The following is a 15,719-nucleotide window of genomic DNA, read 5'->3' as shown; positions in this document are numbered from 1 at the left end:
AAACGTTGGGAGAGGACATGTCAGGACAGGTTGAAGGCAAGGTCGCGCTGGTCACCGGCGGCGCGTCGGGGATCGGCGAGGCCATTGTCGAACTGCTCGCGCAGGAAGGCGCGATCGTCGTTGCGACCGATATCGACGAATTGAGGGGACCGGAGCTCGCCGCGCGGCTCACGAAGGCCGGGCGCAAGGTGAGCTTCCTGCCGCAGGACGTCACCAGTGAGGAGCGCTGGATTGAGGTCGTCGCTGAGATCGGCAAGCGCCACGGCCGCCTCGACATCATGGTCTCGAACGCCGGCATCGGCATCGGCGCGCCCTCGATCGTCGAGATGTCGCTCGCCGACTGGCGCCGGCAAACCGCGATCAATCTCGACGGCGTGTTCCTGTCGGTGAAGCATTCGCTGCCGCTGATGCGTAAAACTGGGGGCGGCTCCATCATCATGATGTCCTCGCTGGCGGGCCTGCGTGGCGCGGCGACGCTGTCCGGCTACAGCGCGACAAAAGGCGCGGTGCGGCTGTTCGCCAAGTCGATCGCGATGGAGTGCGCGCAGGTGAACGACGGCATCCGCGTCAACTCGGTGCATCCCGGCATCATCGACACGCCGATCTGGGGCAAGATCCCGACCGGTGCCACCGGCGCCGGCCAGAACGCGCCGATCGATCCGGAAGAGCGGGCCAGGTTCGCGACGCCGCTCGGCCGCGCCGGCCAGGCGATCGAGATCGCGCAGGGCGTGCTCTACCTCGCCTCGGACGCGTCGCGCTACGTCACCGGCAGCGAACTCGTGATCGACGGCGGCATGAATGCCGGCGGCGTGGTGCGGCAGCCGCAATAGTCTCCGTCATTGCGAGGAGCGAAGCGACGAAGCAATCCATTGTCCAGCATACGCGGAGAGATGGATTGCTTCGCTGCGCTCGCAATGACGGCGAGGGGCTACCTAGCCACCCTGCCTTAGCCGCGCCAGCACCTTGAGCCCGCCGTAGCCATCGGCGGGCAGCAGGCCCATCTTGATCTGGTAATCCTTGATCGCCTTCATGGTGTCGTTGCCGACGCGGCCGTCGGTGCCGCCGGTGTCGAAGCCGGCCTTGGTCAGCCGGGTCTGCATCTCCTGCACTTCGGCCAACGTCAACGCGCGCTCGGAGCCCGGGAAGGGCTGGATGAACGGCGGGCCGCCGAGACAGCGATCGCCGAGATGGCAGATCGCCAGCGCGTAATTCATCGACGGGTTGTAGCTCTTCACCGAGTTGAAGTTCGGGCCGAGCAGGAAGGCCGGGCCGCCCGCGACCGGAATCCAGAGCTGCGCCGATGAGTTCGGCTGCGGAAAGGGCTGGCCGTCGGCTCTGACGACACCGGCGCTGGTCCACGCTGCGTAGGTGCGGCTGCCGCTGGCGCCGCCGGGCGCGCGGACCTCGTAGCCCCAATGCTCGCCGCGGTGCCACTTGCCGCGATTGACCAGATATTTCGCGGTCGAACCCAGCGCATCGTCGGGCCGGCCGAACGGCGAGACCTTGCCGTCGCCGTCATAATCGAAGCCGACATTGAGCCAGACCTCCGGCATCCACTGCGAATGACCCATCGCGCCGGCCCAGGAGCCGTTCATCTCCTCCGGCGTGCTCCAGCCTCGCTGCACGATCTTCATCGCGTTGATCAGCTCGGTCTCCCAATAGGCCTTGCGGCGCGGCTCGTTCCAGGCGAGCGCGGCGAGCGAGGGAAACACCGGCGTCATGTGGTTCTGCTGCACCAGCGGATCGCCATAGGCCGACTCGACGCCCCACAGCGCGAGCAGCGTGCCGCGCTCGACGCCGAAGTCGCGCTCGATGCGGCCGAACAGCGCGTCGTTCTTCTTCAGCGCCTCGCGGCCGTGAATGATGCGCCAGTCGGAGACGCGGCGGTTGATGTACTGCCAGATCTGCTCGTGGAATTCCGGCTGGTTGCGCATCTGCTTGAACACGCTCATGTCGGGCTCGACCCGTGCCATGCAGCGATTCCAGGTCGCCTCCGAGATGCCTTTTGCCAGCGCGCGGGCGCGGAAATTGTCGCGCCACTGATCGAAGCCGGGAGGTGCCGCTGCGAGCGCGCCGAGCGGATTGGCAAGCGTGACGCCAGCGGCGAGCGCCGCCTTGAGGACGGTACGACGGGCAGGGGACTTCAAAGAATCAGGCTGTTTCATGGGGCCAGTGTAGCGGCGGCCATGGGGTGAGCCAAAAGCCATGCCGCCGCAGGAGTTATGTATCCTGCAGATCTGTGGCGATTTTTGACAGCCATTGCCGGACAATTTGCTCCGATTTGGCGTCGAGGCCGGCGGCGAGCCGGCGCTCCTGCGCCTGAGCGATATGGCGGCATTTCTCCAGCAGCGTGGTTCCATGGCTGGTCAGCGTCCATTGCAGCACCCGGCCGTGGACCGGGTGCGGCGTCTTGCGGATCGCGCCGTCGCGCTCGAGGTTGCGGATGATCACGCTCACGGTCTGCGGCGTCAGCAGCGCGACCCGCGCCAGATCGGCGCCTGATAATCCCGGATAGGCCTTCAGCATCGTGAGCACAACGAATTGCGGCGAGGTGACGCCGAGTTCGGCGAGCCCGCGCTCCATCGACAGCCGCGAGGCGGCGTGCGCCTGGCGCAGCAGATAGGCCAGATAACCCTGTTCGCCGCGCTTGCCCTCGCCGGGCGGCGGGATCGATGGGACAGGCAGGGCGGCTGCGGCCGATCCTGTTCCGATCGGAGCCTTGCCGGCCGCCGTGCTCCCGGCAGGCCGCCGTCCGGCAACGCCTGACTTCCCGCGTTTCTGCATTCCCACCATGTTGCCTTCGCCAATGTCCGCGTCTTGCTCAATATCAGAGCTCTGATAATATGTCAGTACACTGATAACGTAAGGCCAGGCCAATGTCACATGCCCGCAAGGAATACACCGACTTCGAGAAGCTTGCCCCTGACGTGTTCGCCGCGGTGCGTGCGCTCGGCCAGTTCGCAGCGAAGGCCGGCCTGGACAAGCAGCTGCTGGAGCTCGTCAAGCTCCGCGCCTCGCAGATCAACGGCTGTGCCTTCTGCGTGCAGTATCACATCCTGCAGGGCGAAAGCCTCGGCGTGCCCGTCGACAAGCTGAACCTCGTGGTGGTGTGGCGCGAGGCGCCGCAATTCTCGGCCCGCGAGCGCGCCGCGCTGGCCTGGACCGAGGCGCTGACCACCATGCCGAACGGCGTCAGCGACGACGTGTATGCGCAGGTCGCCGCAGAATTCTCCGAGCAGGAGCTGACCTATCTGACGTCGGCGATCGCATCGATCAATGTCTGGAACCGGTTCGGCGCAGCCTATCGCTGGACGCCGCCGCCGCGCCGGCAGAGCGCGAACGCGACAGCTTCATAAGGTCGAGACCGATCAAACGGCAATAACAGGGGAGACGACCCGATGGCTCCGATGACAGTGACACCCTTTCTTCCATTCGCACGGCTGCCGCGCCCGGTTGCGCTGGCCGTCGCCGCTGGACTTGCCTCGGCCTGCCTGATCGGCAAGGCGCTGCCGACCCCGATGGATGCGATCTCGGCGGTGATCGCGCCGCTCTGCGCCAGCGCCAATGCGGCGTCGCCGCTCGACAAGGTCGAGGTTATCACCTCGCACGCGCTGCCGAACGTGGCTGGCAAGCGCGTCACGGTGGTGCGCGTGTTCTATGGTCCGGGTGGCTTCACGCCGCCGCATCGCCATTCCGGCTCGGTGACGGCTTATATCACCAAGGGCGAGATCCGCTCCCAGCTCGGCGGCGGGCCGGTCGAGACCTTCAAGGTCGGCCAGTCCTTCTTCGAGCCGCCGGGCTCGACCCACATGGTCTCGGCCAATGCCAGCACCACGGAGCCGGCGGAGCTGATCGCGATGTTCGTGGCGGATGAGGGCGCGCAGCTGACCACGATGCTGGAATAGCGCACTGGACCAGTTTGGTGCCGAGCTCGCGTGAAAGTGGACCTTGCGCGCGAGGCGGCGCGTGGATTGATTACACGACAGCTGCAGCAACGGTTGCCGACGAAGGACAAATCGATGATCAGTCTGAAGGGGCTCTCCGCCTTCCCGATAACGCCGTCGAACCGCGACGGCCGGGTCGATGTTGGCGCGCTGCGCGCGTTGCTCGAACCGCTAATTGCGGCGAAGGTGGATTCGGTCGGGCTGCTCGGAAGCACCGGTTCATATCCGTATTTCAGCCGCGGCGAGCGGCGGCGTGCCGTCGAGGCGGCGACAGCGTTGGCTGCCGGCAGGATGCCGATCCTGGTCGGCATCGGCGCGCTGCGCACCGACGACGCGGTGCGGCTGGCGCAGGATGCGCGCGACGCCGGCGCAACCGCGGGTCTGTTGGCGGCGGTGTCCTACACGCCTCTGACCGACGATGAGGTATTTGAGCATTTTCAAACCGTGGCGCGCGAGAGCGGATTGCCGATCTGCATCTATGACAATCCCGGCACCACCCATTTTCGATTCACGCCGGCTCTGATCGGCCGCTTGGGTCGTGTCGATGGAATCGTCGCGGTGAAGAGCCCTGCGCTGGATGCCTCGACCATTGCGGATCATCTGAAGGAGTTGCGCGCTGTCGTTCCCAGCGGCGTTGCGCTGGGTTACAGCGCCGACTGGAATTGCACCGAGGCGCTGTTGGCAGGTGGCGACACCTGGTACAGCGTTCTCGCCGGTATCCTGCCGCGGATCTGCGTGGAGATCGTGCGCGCCGCGACGAGCGGCGATGCGGCCCGGGCGCGGCAACTCGATGCGCGCTTGCTGCCGATCTGGGATTTGTTCAAGACACATTCGAGCCTGCGCGTCGTCTACGCGATCGCCAATCTCAGAGGGATTTGCGCCGCCGAGCCGCCGCGTCCGATCCTGCCGCTGCCCGCTTCTGCCCAGACGAGGGTCAAGGAGACCTTGGCCGCAATGGACGTCAGCTGATCGTGACGATGTGACGGCGCGCGGCCGAACCGTCGTCGCCCTTCGATCCCGGCAGCGCGCACAGCGTCACGACGAGCGGGCGGATTCCGCGTCGCCCATCGGTAGCGTGGCTTCCATCGGCGTGCAAAATCGGCATAACAATCGCAAGGCATACTGGCTGGGAGGTGTCCGATGCGATTGCTGGTGTTTCTGTTGATGCTGCTCGTCCCTGCGATGGCCTCGGCCGAGGAACCCGCAACCGATACAGCGGCGCTGTGGGGCAGCCCGACAGTCGACAATGGCAAATGTTGCAAGACGCTCAGTGAGGTGCGCGGCAACATCGACCGGCTCGACCGCGAGATCGTGCGCCTGATGGCCGAGCGCGGCCGCTACGTGCATGAAGCCGCGCGCTTCAAGGCCAACCCGGCGCAGGTCGAGGCGCCGGAGCGCGCCGAAGCGGTGGTGAAGAAGGCGATGGCGCTCGCGGAAGCGGACGGGTTGTCGCCCAAGGTCGCCGAGGCCGCCTATCGCGCGATGGTCCACGCCTTCATCGATTATGAGCAGGGCGTCTTCGCAGCGGCAGCAGCACGCGGTGAAGCGCCGTGGAAGAAATAGCTAATTGCCGCCGCCTTCCTGGGTGTCGATGCGATGCACGACGTCGTCGGGCAGGGCATGGGCCACGGCGGCGGCAGGTCCGGGCTCCGGTCCGATCTCGCGGCCGCGGCCGCGGATCAGCCGCTCATAGGCCGATACCAGCGTGGTGTAGGGATTGACCCACAGCCAGCCGTCGCGCGTGAACACCTGCACGTCGAAATGCAGATGCCGCGACGTGCCGTTGGGATGGTCGAGATAGTTCGAGACCACGCCGATCCTCTCGCCCTCGCTGACACGACGTCCGTTGAGCAGGCCGTCGGCATCCATCACCGACGGGTTCATGTGCATGTAGCGGAAGCGGACATGCTCGGTGCGGGTGTTGACCTGCAACGTCGCGGCCTGTTGCTGCGTCGAGCGGATCACGACGCTGTCGCGCGCCGCGACCACCGCCTGCTGCCTGGGGTCGCAGCCGTCCTTGCTGTCGGCCGGACATGCACCCGGTCTGATGTCCTGGCCCTGGTGGCCGTAGCCGCTGGCGCATTGGCCGACCTCGAAGCTGCGCGCCTCGCAGAAATTGTCCTGCCAGGGATATTCGTCGACGGTCGCGCCCGCCCTGCGCCTCGCGAAGGATTGCGAATGCGCGAAGGCCGGCGCCTTCTCCAGCGGAAAGCGGATCTGCGAATAGACCGTGAAATCGGCGTGACCGCCTTGCCTGCGCCCGCCGCTGCCCGCGACGATGTCGCCGCTCGGGAGGTAGGTGAAGTCGGCCGACTGCGCGCGCGGCCGCTCGGCGATCTCTGAGGCGATGTCGCGGCGCGGCTGTGACGGCTGCCCGCCGGCGATGCGCAGGGCCTTCAGGAAGCGTTCGGCGACCGGCGCGGCCTCGCGGCACGCCAGCCGCTTCGCCCGCGGTGCGCTGTCGAGGCACTGGATCGAGACGACATAGGGAATCCCGAAACGGGTGAAGGCGTAACGGAGATAGCCTTCGCGGATGAAGCGGCGAACATCCGGAAACTGCGCGGCCAGCGTCTTGGCCGGTTCGCCCTTGCCGCCGAGCCGGTCGGCAAGGTCATAGACCAGCATCGAGCCCGAGATCTGCACCTCGACCGGCTTTGCGAACGTCCGCGGCGGCATGCCGTCGCCGGCACCGGGGGCGAGCGAGAACACTGCGTCATAGCCGGACCCGCCGGCATGGAAGACGTCGGCTGCGCTGAAATCGGCCTGATAGCGCGTGACCGGGAAAATGCCCGGCGTCCCGCTTTGCCGTGCGTCGAGATAGCTTGCGGGATCGAGCGGCAGCAGCACGGGGATCGGGCTGCGCGCGATGCCGGGAAAGAGTTCTGACGTCGCCGCGTTCAGCTGCACCAGCGCAGGCGTTGCGCGCGGATCGGAGGCGGGGACGCGGCGCTGGCCGGCGAAGGTGAAGTTCGTCGCGATCGCCGGGCGGGACGTGATCTCCTGCCGGAGCTGGTCAATCACGGCACGCCATTCGACCCGCATGACCGAGATCGAGGGCGTTCGGAATTCGTCGGCACGGGCGCCGGGAGGAGGCAAGAGCAGGGCTGCAAGCCAGCAACTGATGAAGCTGACCACCTTCCTGTTCACCGCACCCCCCGGTTCGAATCTCCTGCGAGACTAGCGCTCAATCCTTGGCGCGTTCAACGTAGGAACCGTCTTCGGTCATCACCACGATGCGCGTTCCGGTGGACACGTGCGGCGGCACGCCGGTGCGAATGCCGTTGGAGAGCACCGCGGGCTTGTAGGACGACGAGGCGGTCTGGCCCTTGGTGACCGGCTCGGTCTCGACCACTTCCAGCGTCACGCGCTGCGGCAGCTGGATCGCGACCGGATTGCCGTCGTGCATCGACAGCTTCACGGTCATGTTCTCCTGCAGATACGGCGCAGACGAGCCCACGATCTCCTTGGAGACCTGGACCTGGTCGTAATTGTCGTTGTTCATGAAGTGGAAGCCGTCGGCGTCCTCGTAGAGGTAGTTGTAATTGTGGTCCTCGACGGTGGCCTTCTCGACCTGGTCGGTGGTCTTGTAGCGCTCGGAGACCTTCACGCCGTCGCCGATGCGGCGCATTTCGATCTGGCTGACCGGGGTGCCCTTGCCGGGATGAATGTTCTCGGCGGACAAGACCACATAGAGCTTGCCGTCCTGCTCGATGACATTGCCCTTGCGGATGGAACTGGCGATGACTTTCAAAGGTGTTTTCCTGAATTTGAGAACGTGAGGATGCCAACCGGTTCGGCAGCGCCTCGGCCGTGGCGGCGATTTCGGGCCGCAACATACTGATTTATCCCCGAGATGCCAGTCTTTTGCGGCTGTTTTCGGCCGGTTGGGAACGTCTATTCCGCGACAATCGGGCCGGTTTCGTTGTGGGATTGCGCGGCGGGCTGTGCGAAAACTGCACCAGAAGACTGCCGCTGAGCTCCAGAGCATCGGCTCGCCGTTCTCAGAGCGCTTTGCCCATTCCATCGGCGCGTGACGTTGCAAGCGCATCGGCATAGCGGCGAAGTGATTGCGCGAGATCGGCGATCTCGCGTTCAGACCAGCCGGACAGGGCGCGACGGGCGAGCCGCTCGCGGGCTTCGTCGATTTGCCGCGCCATCGCTCGGCCCGATGCCGTCGGACGCAAATCGCGCTGGCGGCCGTCTGTCTGGCGGGGCTGTCGCTCCATGAGTCCGAGTTGCACGAGCTTGGCGATCTGGCGGCTGACGGTGCTGTGGTCGCGGCCGACGCGGCCAGCGAGTTCGACCACACTGATCGGACCTAGCCGCTCCGTCAGCACGAGAAGCGGGAATAAGGCCCGGTCCAGCTTTATGTGCGCTTCCCGCATCAGCACCTCGTCCCGATCGGGCCGGTTGATAAAGGCGACGACGTCGAGGACGGCATCATGAAGCTTGGAAAGCAAGGCGCTACTCGGTGCATTATGCACGGATATTGACTCCGGGCTGAGATGGATTTAATCCGTTCATCATACACGGATGTCAAACAATCGAAAGGCCGTCGCTCCATGAAAGCAGCCGTCGTCGAGCAGGCCGGTCATCTGCCGGTCTACACCGATTTCGCCGAGCCTGTCGCTCAGCCGGGGGACGTTGTGGTGCAGGTGACGGCGTCCGCGCTGAGCCAATTCGCCCGCGGCCGCGCGGCCGGCGTGCACTACAGCGCGACGGGCGGGGTTCCGTTTGTCGCCGGCGTCGACGGGGTGGGCCGGCTTGAAGACGGGAGGCGAGTCTACTTCCTTCTGCCCCGCGCCCCGTTCGGCGCCATGGCTGAGCGCACGGTCGTACCCGATGGACGATGGGCGCCGCTGCCCGACGATTTGGATGAGATCATGGCTGCCGTCCTCGCCAACCCGGGCATGTCATCTTGGGCGGCGCTGACCGAACGAGCCAAACTGGGCCGCGGCGAAACCGTGCTCATCAATGGCGCAACCGGCGCGGCCGGCCGGCTCGCAGTCAAGATCGCACGTCATCTCGGCGCGGCCCGGGTGATCGCAACGGGCCGCAACGCCGAGGTGCTCCACACCCTCGGCGCCGACGCGGTAGTGCCGTTGCGCCAGGATGAAGACGCGATCGAAGCCGCCCTCCGCCGGCATTTCGCAGAGGGGGTCGATGTCGTCCTCGATTATCTTTGGGGAACAAGTGCGCGCTCGCTTCTTGTCGCTGGCGCTAACGCGGCGCCAGCCGGGATCCCGATCCGCTTCGTTCAGATTGGAGCCGCCGCGGGGCCAGAGATCGCGCTGCCTGCAACGGTGCTTCGCTCCTCCGCGATCGAGATAAAGGGGAGCGGCCTCGGAAGCGTCGGCCTTCCCCGGCTCATGGCTGCGATCGATGGCGTTCTTCGAGCGGCCGCGGCTGCAGGCCTAACGCTCGACCACCACGCCGTTCCGCTTGCCGAGGTGTCCAGCCATTGGAGGACCGTCGGGCAGCGGATCGTCTTTCTGCCGCACTGAAGTGCGGGCGCGCGCCAGATGGACAAGGCCGCTGTCTTTCGACATGAAGGAGCAGCCGTCGCTCCGCCGGTCCGGGATCGAGCATCATGTTGGTCGTCAATTCTTTGGATATCAATGGCTTGCGCTTATGTTCTGAGCCGACATGCAGGGTGCTTCATGCCGCTTCGATGGTGTCGGAGGTGGGGCTGATATGACCGGACCGGAACAGACCTCGCCCTGGTGGGCGCCGCAGCGCTACACCGACCGGCGGCCGTTCCTGCAGGCGCGGACCGCGATCACGCGCGCGCTCCGGGCCTGGTTCGAGGAGCAGGGATTTGCCGAGGTCGAGACCGCCGTCCTGCAGGTCTCGCCGGGCAACGAGACCCATCTGCACGCGCCCCGGACCGAGCTCAGCCAGGCCGATGGCTCGCGGGCGACGCGCTATCTGCGGACTTCTCCGGAGTTCGCCTGCAAGAAGCTGCTCGCGGCCGGCGAGCCGAAGATCTACGAGTTCGCGCGGGTGTTCCGCGATCGCGAGCGCGGCGACCTGCATCTGCCCGAATTCACCATGCTGGAATGGTACCGCGCCAATGCCGGCTATGACGCCATCATGGCCGACACGATCGTCGTGATCGCGCATGCGGCGCAGGCGACCGGGATCGGGCGGTTTTGCTTCCGCGGCAGGATCGCCGATCCCTTTGCCGAGCCGGAGCTGCTGACGGTCGCGGCAAGCTTCGAGCGCTTCGCCGGCATTGATCTCCTGGCGACGATTTCGGGCGGCGAGGGCGATCGCGCGGCGCTGGCGGCGGCCGCGCACCAGCGGGTGCGGATTGCCGACGACGACACCTGGTCGGATATCTTCAGCAAGGTGCTGGTCGAGCATGTCGAGCCCAACCTGGGACAGGGCCGACTGACCGTGCTGTTCGAATATCCGTCGCCGGAGGCTGCGCTGGCACGCACCAAGGCGGGCGAACCGCGCGTCGCCGAGCGCTTCGAGGTCTATGCCTGCGGCGTCGAGCTCGCCAACGGCTTTGGCGAGTTGACCGATGCCGCCGAGCAGCGCCATCGTTTCACCGCAGCGATGGACGAGAAGGCCCGCCGTTACGGCGAGCGCTATCCGCTCGACGACGATTTCCTTGCCGCGGTCGGCCGGATGCCGGAGGCGAGCGGCGTCGCGCTCGGCTTCGACCGGCTGGTGATGCTGGCGAGCGGCGCGCCGCGAATTGATCAGGTGATCTGGACACCGCCTGCAGGAGAGCCATGAACAGGATCGATCCCAAACTGGCGGCGACGCTGCGACAGCCGCGCGAGCTGGTCGATGCCGGTCTCGCGCCAGCCTCGGCGCTCGCTGCGCTCGAGCAGGTGGCCGCGCGCTACGCGGTCGCGGTGACGCCGGAACTTGCCGCACTGATCGATCCGGACGATGCCAACGATCCGATCGCGCGGCAGTTCATCCCGAGCGCGGACGAACTCATGGAGCAACCGGGCGAGAACGCCGACCCGATCGGCGACGATGCGCATTCGCCGGTCCCGGGGATCGTGCATCGCTATCCGGATCGGGTGTTGTTCAAGCTGGTCCATGTCTGCGCGGTCTATTGCCGGTTTTGTTTCCGGCGCGAAATGGTCGGGCCGGGCAAGGCCTCGGCCTTGTCCGACGATGCCTATCGCGCGGGCCTCGATTACATTCGCAGCCATCCGGAGATCTGGGAGGTCATCCTGACCGGCGGCGATCCCTTGATGCTGTCGCCGCGCCGGCTGACCGAGATCATGGCCGATCTCGCTGCCATCGATCATGTGAAGGTCATCCGCATCCACACCCGCGTCCCGGTCGCCGATCCCGGCCGCATCAATGCCGAGATGATCGCGGCGCTGCGGGTCGAGGGCGCGACGACCTGGATTGCGATCCACGCCAACCATCCGCGTGAACTCGGCGCCAATGCGCGCGCCGCGTGCGCGCGGCTTACCGACGCCGGCATCCCGTTGGTGAGCCAGTCGGTCTTGCTGCGCGGCGTCAATGATGATGCTGCGACGCTCGAGGCGCTGATGCGCGCCCTCGTCGAGTGCCGGATCAAGCCATACTACCTGCATCACGGCGATCTGGCGCCCGGCACAGGGCATCTGCGCACCACGATCGAAGCCGGGCAGGAGTTGATGCGGACGTTGCGCGGACGCGTCTCCGGACTGTGTCAGCCGGAATATGTCCTCGACATTCCCGGCGGCCACGGCAAGGCGCCGATCGGCCCGGCCTATTTGTCGCAGCCGGCTTCCCGCGAATGTGAAGATTCCGCGGAACGGCGCTACCGTGTCGTCGATTATTGCGGTGACGTTCATCTTTATCCGCCGCAATCTTGAGGCGGATATGAGCGGGGCCGGGGACGGTCGGCAGGAGCCGCCCGAGGACGAGGGCAACCGCGGCATCGAAAATGCTGTGATGTTCGGCTTCTTTGCGGTGCTGGTTGCCGTGGGAATCTGGCTCCTTGGCACCATGGCCGATATACGGGAAAGTCCAGGATTGCGCAGCGCAGGGGCGACGCAACTGTGCTACCGTCGAGTTGCCGGAACGGGCGCGATAGGGTTGAGAAGCGGAGACGCGAGATGCGGAAGACAGTGTTGTTGATGGCTCTGATGATGGTTGCGGCCGGAGCGCCCCAGCTTGGAATGTCCCAGATTGGAATCTCCCAAGCCTGGGCGCAGCAGCAGGGCGGATCGTCCTCCATGCAGAAGAATTCGGGGGTGCCGGAAGCGCCGATCGGACATCGTCAGCCGCGCCGCGGCGACGTCGGCACTGAGAAGAATATCAGCGATCCGAACAGCCAGGCCAACAAGGAAGACGCCGCGCTCGACAAGAAGATCAAGAGCATCTGCCGCGGCTGTTAATCGGCGCAGTACGCCGGCGGAGCGCGACAGCCGCCCCGCCGGCAATGCTCAATGCGTTCGGTTGCGTCAGGCCGAACGCTCCTGCAAGCCGTCACGCCGCACGCGCCGCCTTGCGTCGACGGCGTCGGCCAGCTGCTTCAACAATTCGGCCGTCGTATCGAGGTCGATGCAGCCATCCGTGATGCTCTGGCCGTAGGTCAGAGGTTTGCCCGGCGCGACGTCCTGGCGTCCCGCGACCAGGTTGCTTTCGATCATGACGCCGACGATGCGCTGCTCGCCGCCTGCGACCTGCTGCGCGATGTCGGCGGCCACCAGCGGCTGGTTCTCCGGCTTCTTGCTCGAGTTGGCGTGGCTGGTGTCGATCATCAGCCGCGCCGCGACACCGGAGCGGCCGAGCTCGGCGGCGGCGGCATCGACGCTTGCGGCATCATAGTTCGGTACCCGGCCGCCGCGCAGGATGACGTGGCAGTCCTCGTTGCCGCTGGTCGCGGCGATCGCCGAACGGCCGCCTTTGGTGACCGCCATGAAGTGATGCGGGTGCGACGCCGATTTCACCGCGTCCGCCGCGATCCGCACGCCACCATCGGTGCTGTTCTTGAAGCCGACCGGGCAGGACAGGCCGGACGCCAGCTCGCGATGGATCTGGCTCTCGGTGGTGCGCGCGCCGATCGCGGCCCAGGACACGAGATCCGCGATGTATTGCGGCGTCGTCATGTCGAGGAATTCGGTGCCGGCCGGCAGGCCGAGATTGTTCACGGCCGACAGCACGTTGCGGGCGAGCCGCAGGCCCTTGTTGATGTCGAAGCTGTTGTCGAGATCGGGATCGTTGATCAGCCCCTTCCAGCCGACGGTGGTGCGCGGCTTCTCGAAATAGACCCGCATCACGATCTCGAGGCGGTCGGCGAGCTGCTCGCGCAGGCCGGCGAGGCGCTCGGCGTAGTCGACGGCCGCCGCGGGATCGTGAATGGAGCAGGGCCCGACCACGACCAGCAGGCGGTCATCGGTGCCGTTGAGGATGGCGTGGATGGCGTTGCGGGCGCCCATCACGACGCGGGTCGCCGTCAGGGTGCGCGGGACCTCCCGCATCACCTCTTCGGGCGTACTCAGCTCTTTCAATTCCTTGATGCGAAGATCGTCTGTCGTACTCAACACGGCTGGCTCCTTTGGATTTTCGGGACCTGCCGGCACACAAAAAAGCCGCCAGGTCTGGCGGCTTGTTTTGGATGTTTGCTGCAATTCTTCAGATTGAGCGCGATCCTCCTGCCGCCAGCGAGCTGTCGTAGCTAAAGTACCAAAAATAGCTGGTGGCAGTGGTGATCATGGGGCGGCTCTATAGCGCAGGGATTTGGGGCTGTCACCCCCCAAATGCAAGCCTGCCGCGGTTCGCCGTCAGGTGTTGCGCGCCGCCAACGCCATGCCGATCAGGGTCGCGCCGCCGAACATCAGGTTGAGGCCGACCAGCAGGCCGATCGCCCAGCCCGCCGACTCCGGCAGGCCCGCGATGATGAAGAAGGCGATCACGATATCCATCAGGCCGGCGATCAAGAGCCAGGACCAGCGTCCCGACAATTCCCGGCGGTGCTCCAGCGCGTACATGATGGTGGCGACGCCCTCGGCGACGAAATAGGCGCCGATCACGATGGTCAGCGTCAGCACGCCCTGCAGCGGACGGGCGAGCAGCACCAGGCCGGCCAATACGGCGAGCGCGGCTGAGATCAGCGACCACCAGAAGCCCGGCATGTTGCGCGCCCAGAACGTCACGATCAGTCCGCCGATGCCCGAGATCAGGAACATCCAGCCGAGGAAGATGGTGACGGCGAGGCTCGCGAAGGCCGGTACGATCATCGCCGCGATGCCGAGCACCACGAGCAGGATGCCCTCGAACAGGAACGCCTTCCAGTGCGCCTTGACGGCGGCCCGCATCTCCGATCGCAGTCTGTCGAGGTCGTTGGACAGGGTCATCGCGGCTTTCCCGATCTGCGAGCGCAACGTCTGCGCGTGCTGCGTATCCTAACTCTGGCTTGGCGCGGACGGGAAGCCCTCCGCGGCGGTCCGCATCCGGTTGCGGCCGAGCAAGTAGACGGCGGTGGTCGCGATCAGGAGCGCGAGGCCAATCAGGATCGAGGTGAAGCCGATCGGCACCAGGATGAACGACGCATTGCGCTCGGGATTGACGTACCAATGATGCAGCGAGGTGAGCAGGAAGCAGACGCCGGCGAAGCCGGTGCCGCCGCCGATCACGAGCAGCGCCCACATCCGCCTGAGCTGGCTGAGCCGCTCGCGCGCGACATCGGTGCGCGGCGCATGATGCTTGCCGAGGCGGCGCACCAGGCGGATCGCAAAGCCGATCGAGGAGAAGCCGACCAGCACGCTGGCCGAACCGAGCAGCAGCCGCGTCGTCGAGCCGAGATCGGGCATGCGCTGCAGCGCGAGCAGCGGAAAATCGAATGCCGCGTGCAGCAGCACCGGCGCGACCAGCACCAGCGTCCAGTTCGTGATCCGCGCCCAGTCGCGGTGACCGCGGTAGGCGCCAAGCGCGCCGCCGGAGCGCGCGATCGCGAGGTAAGCGCCGGCGATGATCCCGAGCGCGCCGTGGAACGGCACGGTCAGCACGCTGCGCAACGCCGCGAGCGCGCGCCACATGTCCTTGTGCTGCACCAGATAGGCGAGGTTCTCGTAGGCGGCAAAGCCGAGCCCGGCCGCCGCGCCATAGACCACCGTATCCATCGGATCGGCGAAGGCGCGGCGTCGCGTCGAGATGGCGACGATGACGAGAACCTTGACGATCTCCTCTGGTGCCGCGACGCCGAACAGCGCGCGCACCGCCTGGGTCGCCCAGGGATTGTCGGGAATAGCGAGCAGCGCGTTGAACGGAATCCGCGCCAGGCCGAGCAGCGAGATGCTGGCCGCGCCGAGCACGAAGGCGAGCCACACCTGCACCGGCGGCCCGGGGCGTTCGTCGGCTGCGATGACGAGCCACAGCACCAGGAGCGCGGGGGCAATGGCGGCGGCGCCAATGACCGTTGGAAGCGACTCAAGCAACAACATGAGCCGAACGGGCCCTTTCAATGGCATCAAAGCGATGCGCGGACCCAAGAAATGGCAGCAAGTTCAGCGGATTGCAAATCGGGCGGCGAGGAGAACCGGTTCGGCCGAGGCCATTCTCGTGTCCAATATGCCACGGCGCCCGCGAAAGCGCGCCGGAAGCCCGTTGTTGCGGTCTCGGTCAGAGCCGGGGCGGGCTGCAGGCTATCCGCTCCCGGCCAGGTTCCGAAGCCCCAAGGCTCGGACAAGGCTCGGTCAAGGCGTCATGCGGCGCTCGCCGCGCAGAGCTTTCAACGCTCCGTGAGATGGCGACCTCTGAACGAGGCGATCCGTCATCACCGCGAGCGCGGGTGCTTTGCAAAACCCGACA

General features: G+C 66.2%; 18 protein-coding genes. 10 read left to right on the top strand and 8 right to left on the bottom strand.

The genetic code is table 11. From position 1 onward, the window contains the following. Positions 1 to 17: 17 nt before the first annotated feature. Positions 18 to 830 (top strand): glucose 1-dehydrogenase, encoded by an 813-nt coding sequence (locus tag ACVINW_RS32210; protein WP_456754989.1) that lies wholly within the window; start codon positions 18 to 20, stop codon positions 828 to 830. A 102-nt stretch (positions 831 to 932) separates the two neighbouring features. Here ACVINW_RS32210 and ACVINW_RS32205 read toward each other — a convergent pair whose 3' ends face one another. After that, a complete protein-coding gene (locus tag ACVINW_RS32205) occupies positions 933 to 2,165 on the bottom strand; it encodes a lytic murein transglycosylase (RefSeq protein ID WP_456754988.1) in 1,233 nt (410 codons plus the stop codon). Between the two features lie 55 nt (positions 2,166 to 2,220). Beyond that, complete coding sequence (locus ACVINW_RS32200) at positions 2,221 to 2,793, bottom strand: MarR family winged helix-turn-helix transcriptional regulator (protein ID WP_456754987.1); 573 nt, start codon at positions 2,791 to 2,793, stop codon at positions 2,221 to 2,223. Positions 2,794 to 2,876: 83 nt separating this feature from the next. Here ACVINW_RS32200 and ACVINW_RS32195 point away from each other — a divergent pair, with 83 nt between their 5' ends. The 4 genes from ACVINW_RS32195 (at position 2,877) to ACVINW_RS32180 (ending at position 5,507) form a co-directional block, all read left to right on the top strand. Continuing rightward, positions 2,877 to 3,356 (top strand): carboxymuconolactone decarboxylase family protein, encoded by a 480-nt coding sequence (locus tag ACVINW_RS32195; RefSeq protein ID WP_456754986.1) that lies wholly within the window; start codon positions 2,877 to 2,879, stop codon positions 3,354 to 3,356. 42 nt (positions 3,357 to 3,398) lie between these two features. Next, positions 3,399 to 3,905, top strand: a complete 507-nt coding sequence (locus ACVINW_RS32190; protein ID WP_456754985.1) for a cupin domain-containing protein — start codon at positions 3,399 to 3,401, stop codon at positions 3,903 to 3,905. Positions 3,906 to 4,019: 114 nt separating this feature from the next. Next, positions 4,020 to 4,913, top strand: coding sequence for a dihydrodipicolinate synthase family protein (locus ACVINW_RS32185; RefSeq protein ID WP_456754984.1), 894 nt, complete (start codon positions 4,020 to 4,022; stop codon positions 4,911 to 4,913). Between the two features lie 171 nt (positions 4,914 to 5,084). Then, the gene (locus tag ACVINW_RS32180; RefSeq protein ID WP_456754983.1) at positions 5,085 to 5,507 is read left to right on the top strand and encodes a chorismate mutase; all 423 of its coding nucleotides are present in this window, start codon (positions 5,085 to 5,087) and stop codon (positions 5,505 to 5,507) included. On the opposite strand, the gene ACVINW_RS32175 is transcribed toward ACVINW_RS32180, so the two are convergent. From ACVINW_RS32175 to ACVINW_RS32165, 3 genes are all read right to left on the bottom strand, one after another. Then, a complete protein-coding gene (locus ACVINW_RS32175) occupies positions 5,508 to 7,091 on the bottom strand; it encodes a M23 family peptidase (protein ID WP_456754982.1) in 1,584 nt (527 codons plus the stop codon). 37 nt (positions 7,092 to 7,128) lie between these two features. Further along, entirely contained in the window at positions 7,129 to 7,695 is a 567-nt protein-coding gene (gene efp, locus ACVINW_RS32170) for an elongation factor P (RefSeq protein WP_456754981.1), read from the bottom strand. A 250-nt stretch (positions 7,696 to 7,945) separates the two neighbouring features. After that, complete coding sequence (locus tag ACVINW_RS32165) at positions 7,946 to 8,404, bottom strand: MarR family winged helix-turn-helix transcriptional regulator (protein WP_456754980.1); 459 nt, start codon at positions 8,402 to 8,404, stop codon at positions 7,946 to 7,948. 102 nt (positions 8,405 to 8,506) lie between these two features. Between ACVINW_RS32165 and ACVINW_RS32160 the strand changes: the two genes are divergently transcribed. The 5 genes from ACVINW_RS32160 to ACVINW_RS32140 all read left to right on the top strand — a co-directional run bounded on the left by ACVINW_RS32160 (position 8,507) and on the right by ACVINW_RS32140 (position 12,304). Further along, a complete protein-coding gene (locus tag ACVINW_RS32160; RefSeq protein WP_456754979.1) occupies positions 8,507 to 9,448 on the top strand; it encodes a quinone oxidoreductase family protein in 942 nt (313 codons plus the stop codon). A 190-nt stretch (positions 9,449 to 9,638) separates the two neighbouring features. Further along, a complete protein-coding gene (gene epmA / locus ACVINW_RS32155; protein ID WP_456754978.1) occupies positions 9,639 to 10,691 on the top strand; it encodes an EF-P lysine aminoacylase EpmA in 1,053 nt (350 codons plus the stop codon). Continuing rightward, positions 10,688 to 11,779 (top strand): lysine-2,3-aminomutase-like protein, encoded by a 1,092-nt coding sequence (locus tag ACVINW_RS32150; protein ID WP_456754977.1) that lies wholly within the window; start codon positions 10,688 to 10,690, stop codon positions 11,777 to 11,779. The genes epmA and ACVINW_RS32150 overlap by 4 nt, the downstream gene beginning before the upstream one ends. After that, on the top strand, positions 11,730 to 12,044 hold the full coding sequence (locus ACVINW_RS32145; protein WP_456756610.1) for a hypothetical protein: 315 nt from the start codon (positions 11,730 to 11,732) through the stop codon (positions 12,042 to 12,044). The genes ACVINW_RS32150 and ACVINW_RS32145 overlap by 50 nt, the downstream gene beginning before the upstream one ends. Then, the gene (locus tag ACVINW_RS32140; protein WP_456754976.1) at positions 12,023 to 12,304 is read left to right on the top strand and encodes a hypothetical protein; all 282 of its coding nucleotides are present in this window, start codon (positions 12,023 to 12,025) and stop codon (positions 12,302 to 12,304) included. The genes ACVINW_RS32145 and ACVINW_RS32140 overlap by 22 nt, the downstream gene beginning before the upstream one ends. Positions 12,305 to 12,370: 66 nt before the next feature. On the opposite strand, the gene ACVINW_RS32135 is transcribed toward ACVINW_RS32140, so the two are convergent. The 3 genes from ACVINW_RS32135 to ACVINW_RS32125 all read right to left on the bottom strand — a co-directional run bounded on the left by ACVINW_RS32135 (position 12,371) and on the right by ACVINW_RS32125 (position 15,352). Continuing rightward, positions 12,371 to 13,456: a 3-deoxy-7-phosphoheptulonate synthase gene (locus ACVINW_RS32135; RefSeq protein WP_456754975.1), complete on the bottom strand. Its 1,086-nt coding sequence runs from the start codon at positions 13,454 to 13,456 to the stop codon at positions 12,371 to 12,373. A 237-nt stretch (positions 13,457 to 13,693) separates the two neighbouring features. After that, entirely contained in the window at positions 13,694 to 14,266 is a 573-nt protein-coding gene (locus tag ACVINW_RS32130) for an HdeD family acid-resistance protein (protein WP_456754974.1), read from the bottom strand. Positions 14,267 to 14,314: 48 nt separating this feature from the next. Then, positions 14,315 to 15,352 carry a PrsW family glutamic-type intramembrane protease gene (locus tag ACVINW_RS32125; protein ID WP_456754973.1) on the bottom strand — a complete coding sequence of 346 codons (1,038 nt, stop codon included), beginning with the start codon at positions 15,350 to 15,352 and terminating at the stop codon, positions 14,315 to 14,317. Between the last annotated feature and the right edge of the window lie 367 nt (positions 15,353 to 15,719).

This window comes from Bradyrhizobium sp. USDA 4461, assembly GCF_054055655.1.
Note: the sequence above shows the minus strand (reverse complement) of the source record. Positions and strands in the feature narration are given on the sequence as shown.

Excerpts from the sequence above, each read along its gene's own strand:
- ACVINW_RS32210 (WP_456754989.1), top strand. The coding sequence starts at position 18 with ATGTCAGGACAGGTTGAAGGCAAGGTCGCGCTGGTCACCGGCGGCGCG.
- ACVINW_RS32205 (WP_456754988.1), bottom strand. The coding sequence starts at position 2,165 with ATGAAACAGCCTGATTCTTTGAAGTCCCCTGCCCGTCGTACCGTCCTC.
- ACVINW_RS32200 (WP_456754987.1), bottom strand. The coding sequence starts at position 2,793 with ATGGTGGGAATGCAGAAACGCGGGAAGTCAGGCGTTGCCGGACGGCGG.
- ACVINW_RS32195 (WP_456754986.1), top strand. The coding sequence starts at position 2,877 with ATGTCACATGCCCGCAAGGAATACACCGACTTCGAGAAGCTTGCCCCT.
- ACVINW_RS32190 (WP_456754985.1), top strand. The coding sequence starts at position 3,399 with ATGGCTCCGATGACAGTGACACCCTTTCTTCCATTCGCACGGCTGCCG.
- ACVINW_RS32185 (WP_456754984.1), top strand. The coding sequence starts at position 4,020 with ATGATCAGTCTGAAGGGGCTCTCCGCCTTCCCGATAACGCCGTCGAAC.
- ACVINW_RS32180 (WP_456754983.1), top strand. The coding sequence starts at position 5,085 with ATGCGATTGCTGGTGTTTCTGTTGATGCTGCTCGTCCCTGCGATGGCC.
- ACVINW_RS32160 (WP_456754979.1), top strand. The coding sequence starts at position 8,507 with ATGAAAGCAGCCGTCGTCGAGCAGGCCGGTCATCTGCCGGTCTACACC.
- epmA (WP_456754978.1), top strand. The coding sequence starts at position 9,639 with ATGACCGGACCGGAACAGACCTCGCCCTGGTGGGCGCCGCAGCGCTAC.
- ACVINW_RS32150 (WP_456754977.1), top strand. The coding sequence starts at position 10,688 with ATGAACAGGATCGATCCCAAACTGGCGGCGACGCTGCGACAGCCGCGC.
- ACVINW_RS32140 (WP_456754976.1), top strand. The coding sequence starts at position 12,023 with ATGCGGAAGACAGTGTTGTTGATGGCTCTGATGATGGTTGCGGCCGGA.
- ACVINW_RS32130 (WP_456754974.1), bottom strand. The coding sequence starts at position 14,266 with ATGACCCTGTCCAACGACCTCGACAGACTGCGATCGGAGATGCGGGCC.
- ACVINW_RS32125 (WP_456754973.1), bottom strand. The coding sequence starts at position 15,352 with ATGTTGTTGCTTGAGTCGCTTCCAACGGTCATTGGCGCCGCCGCCATT.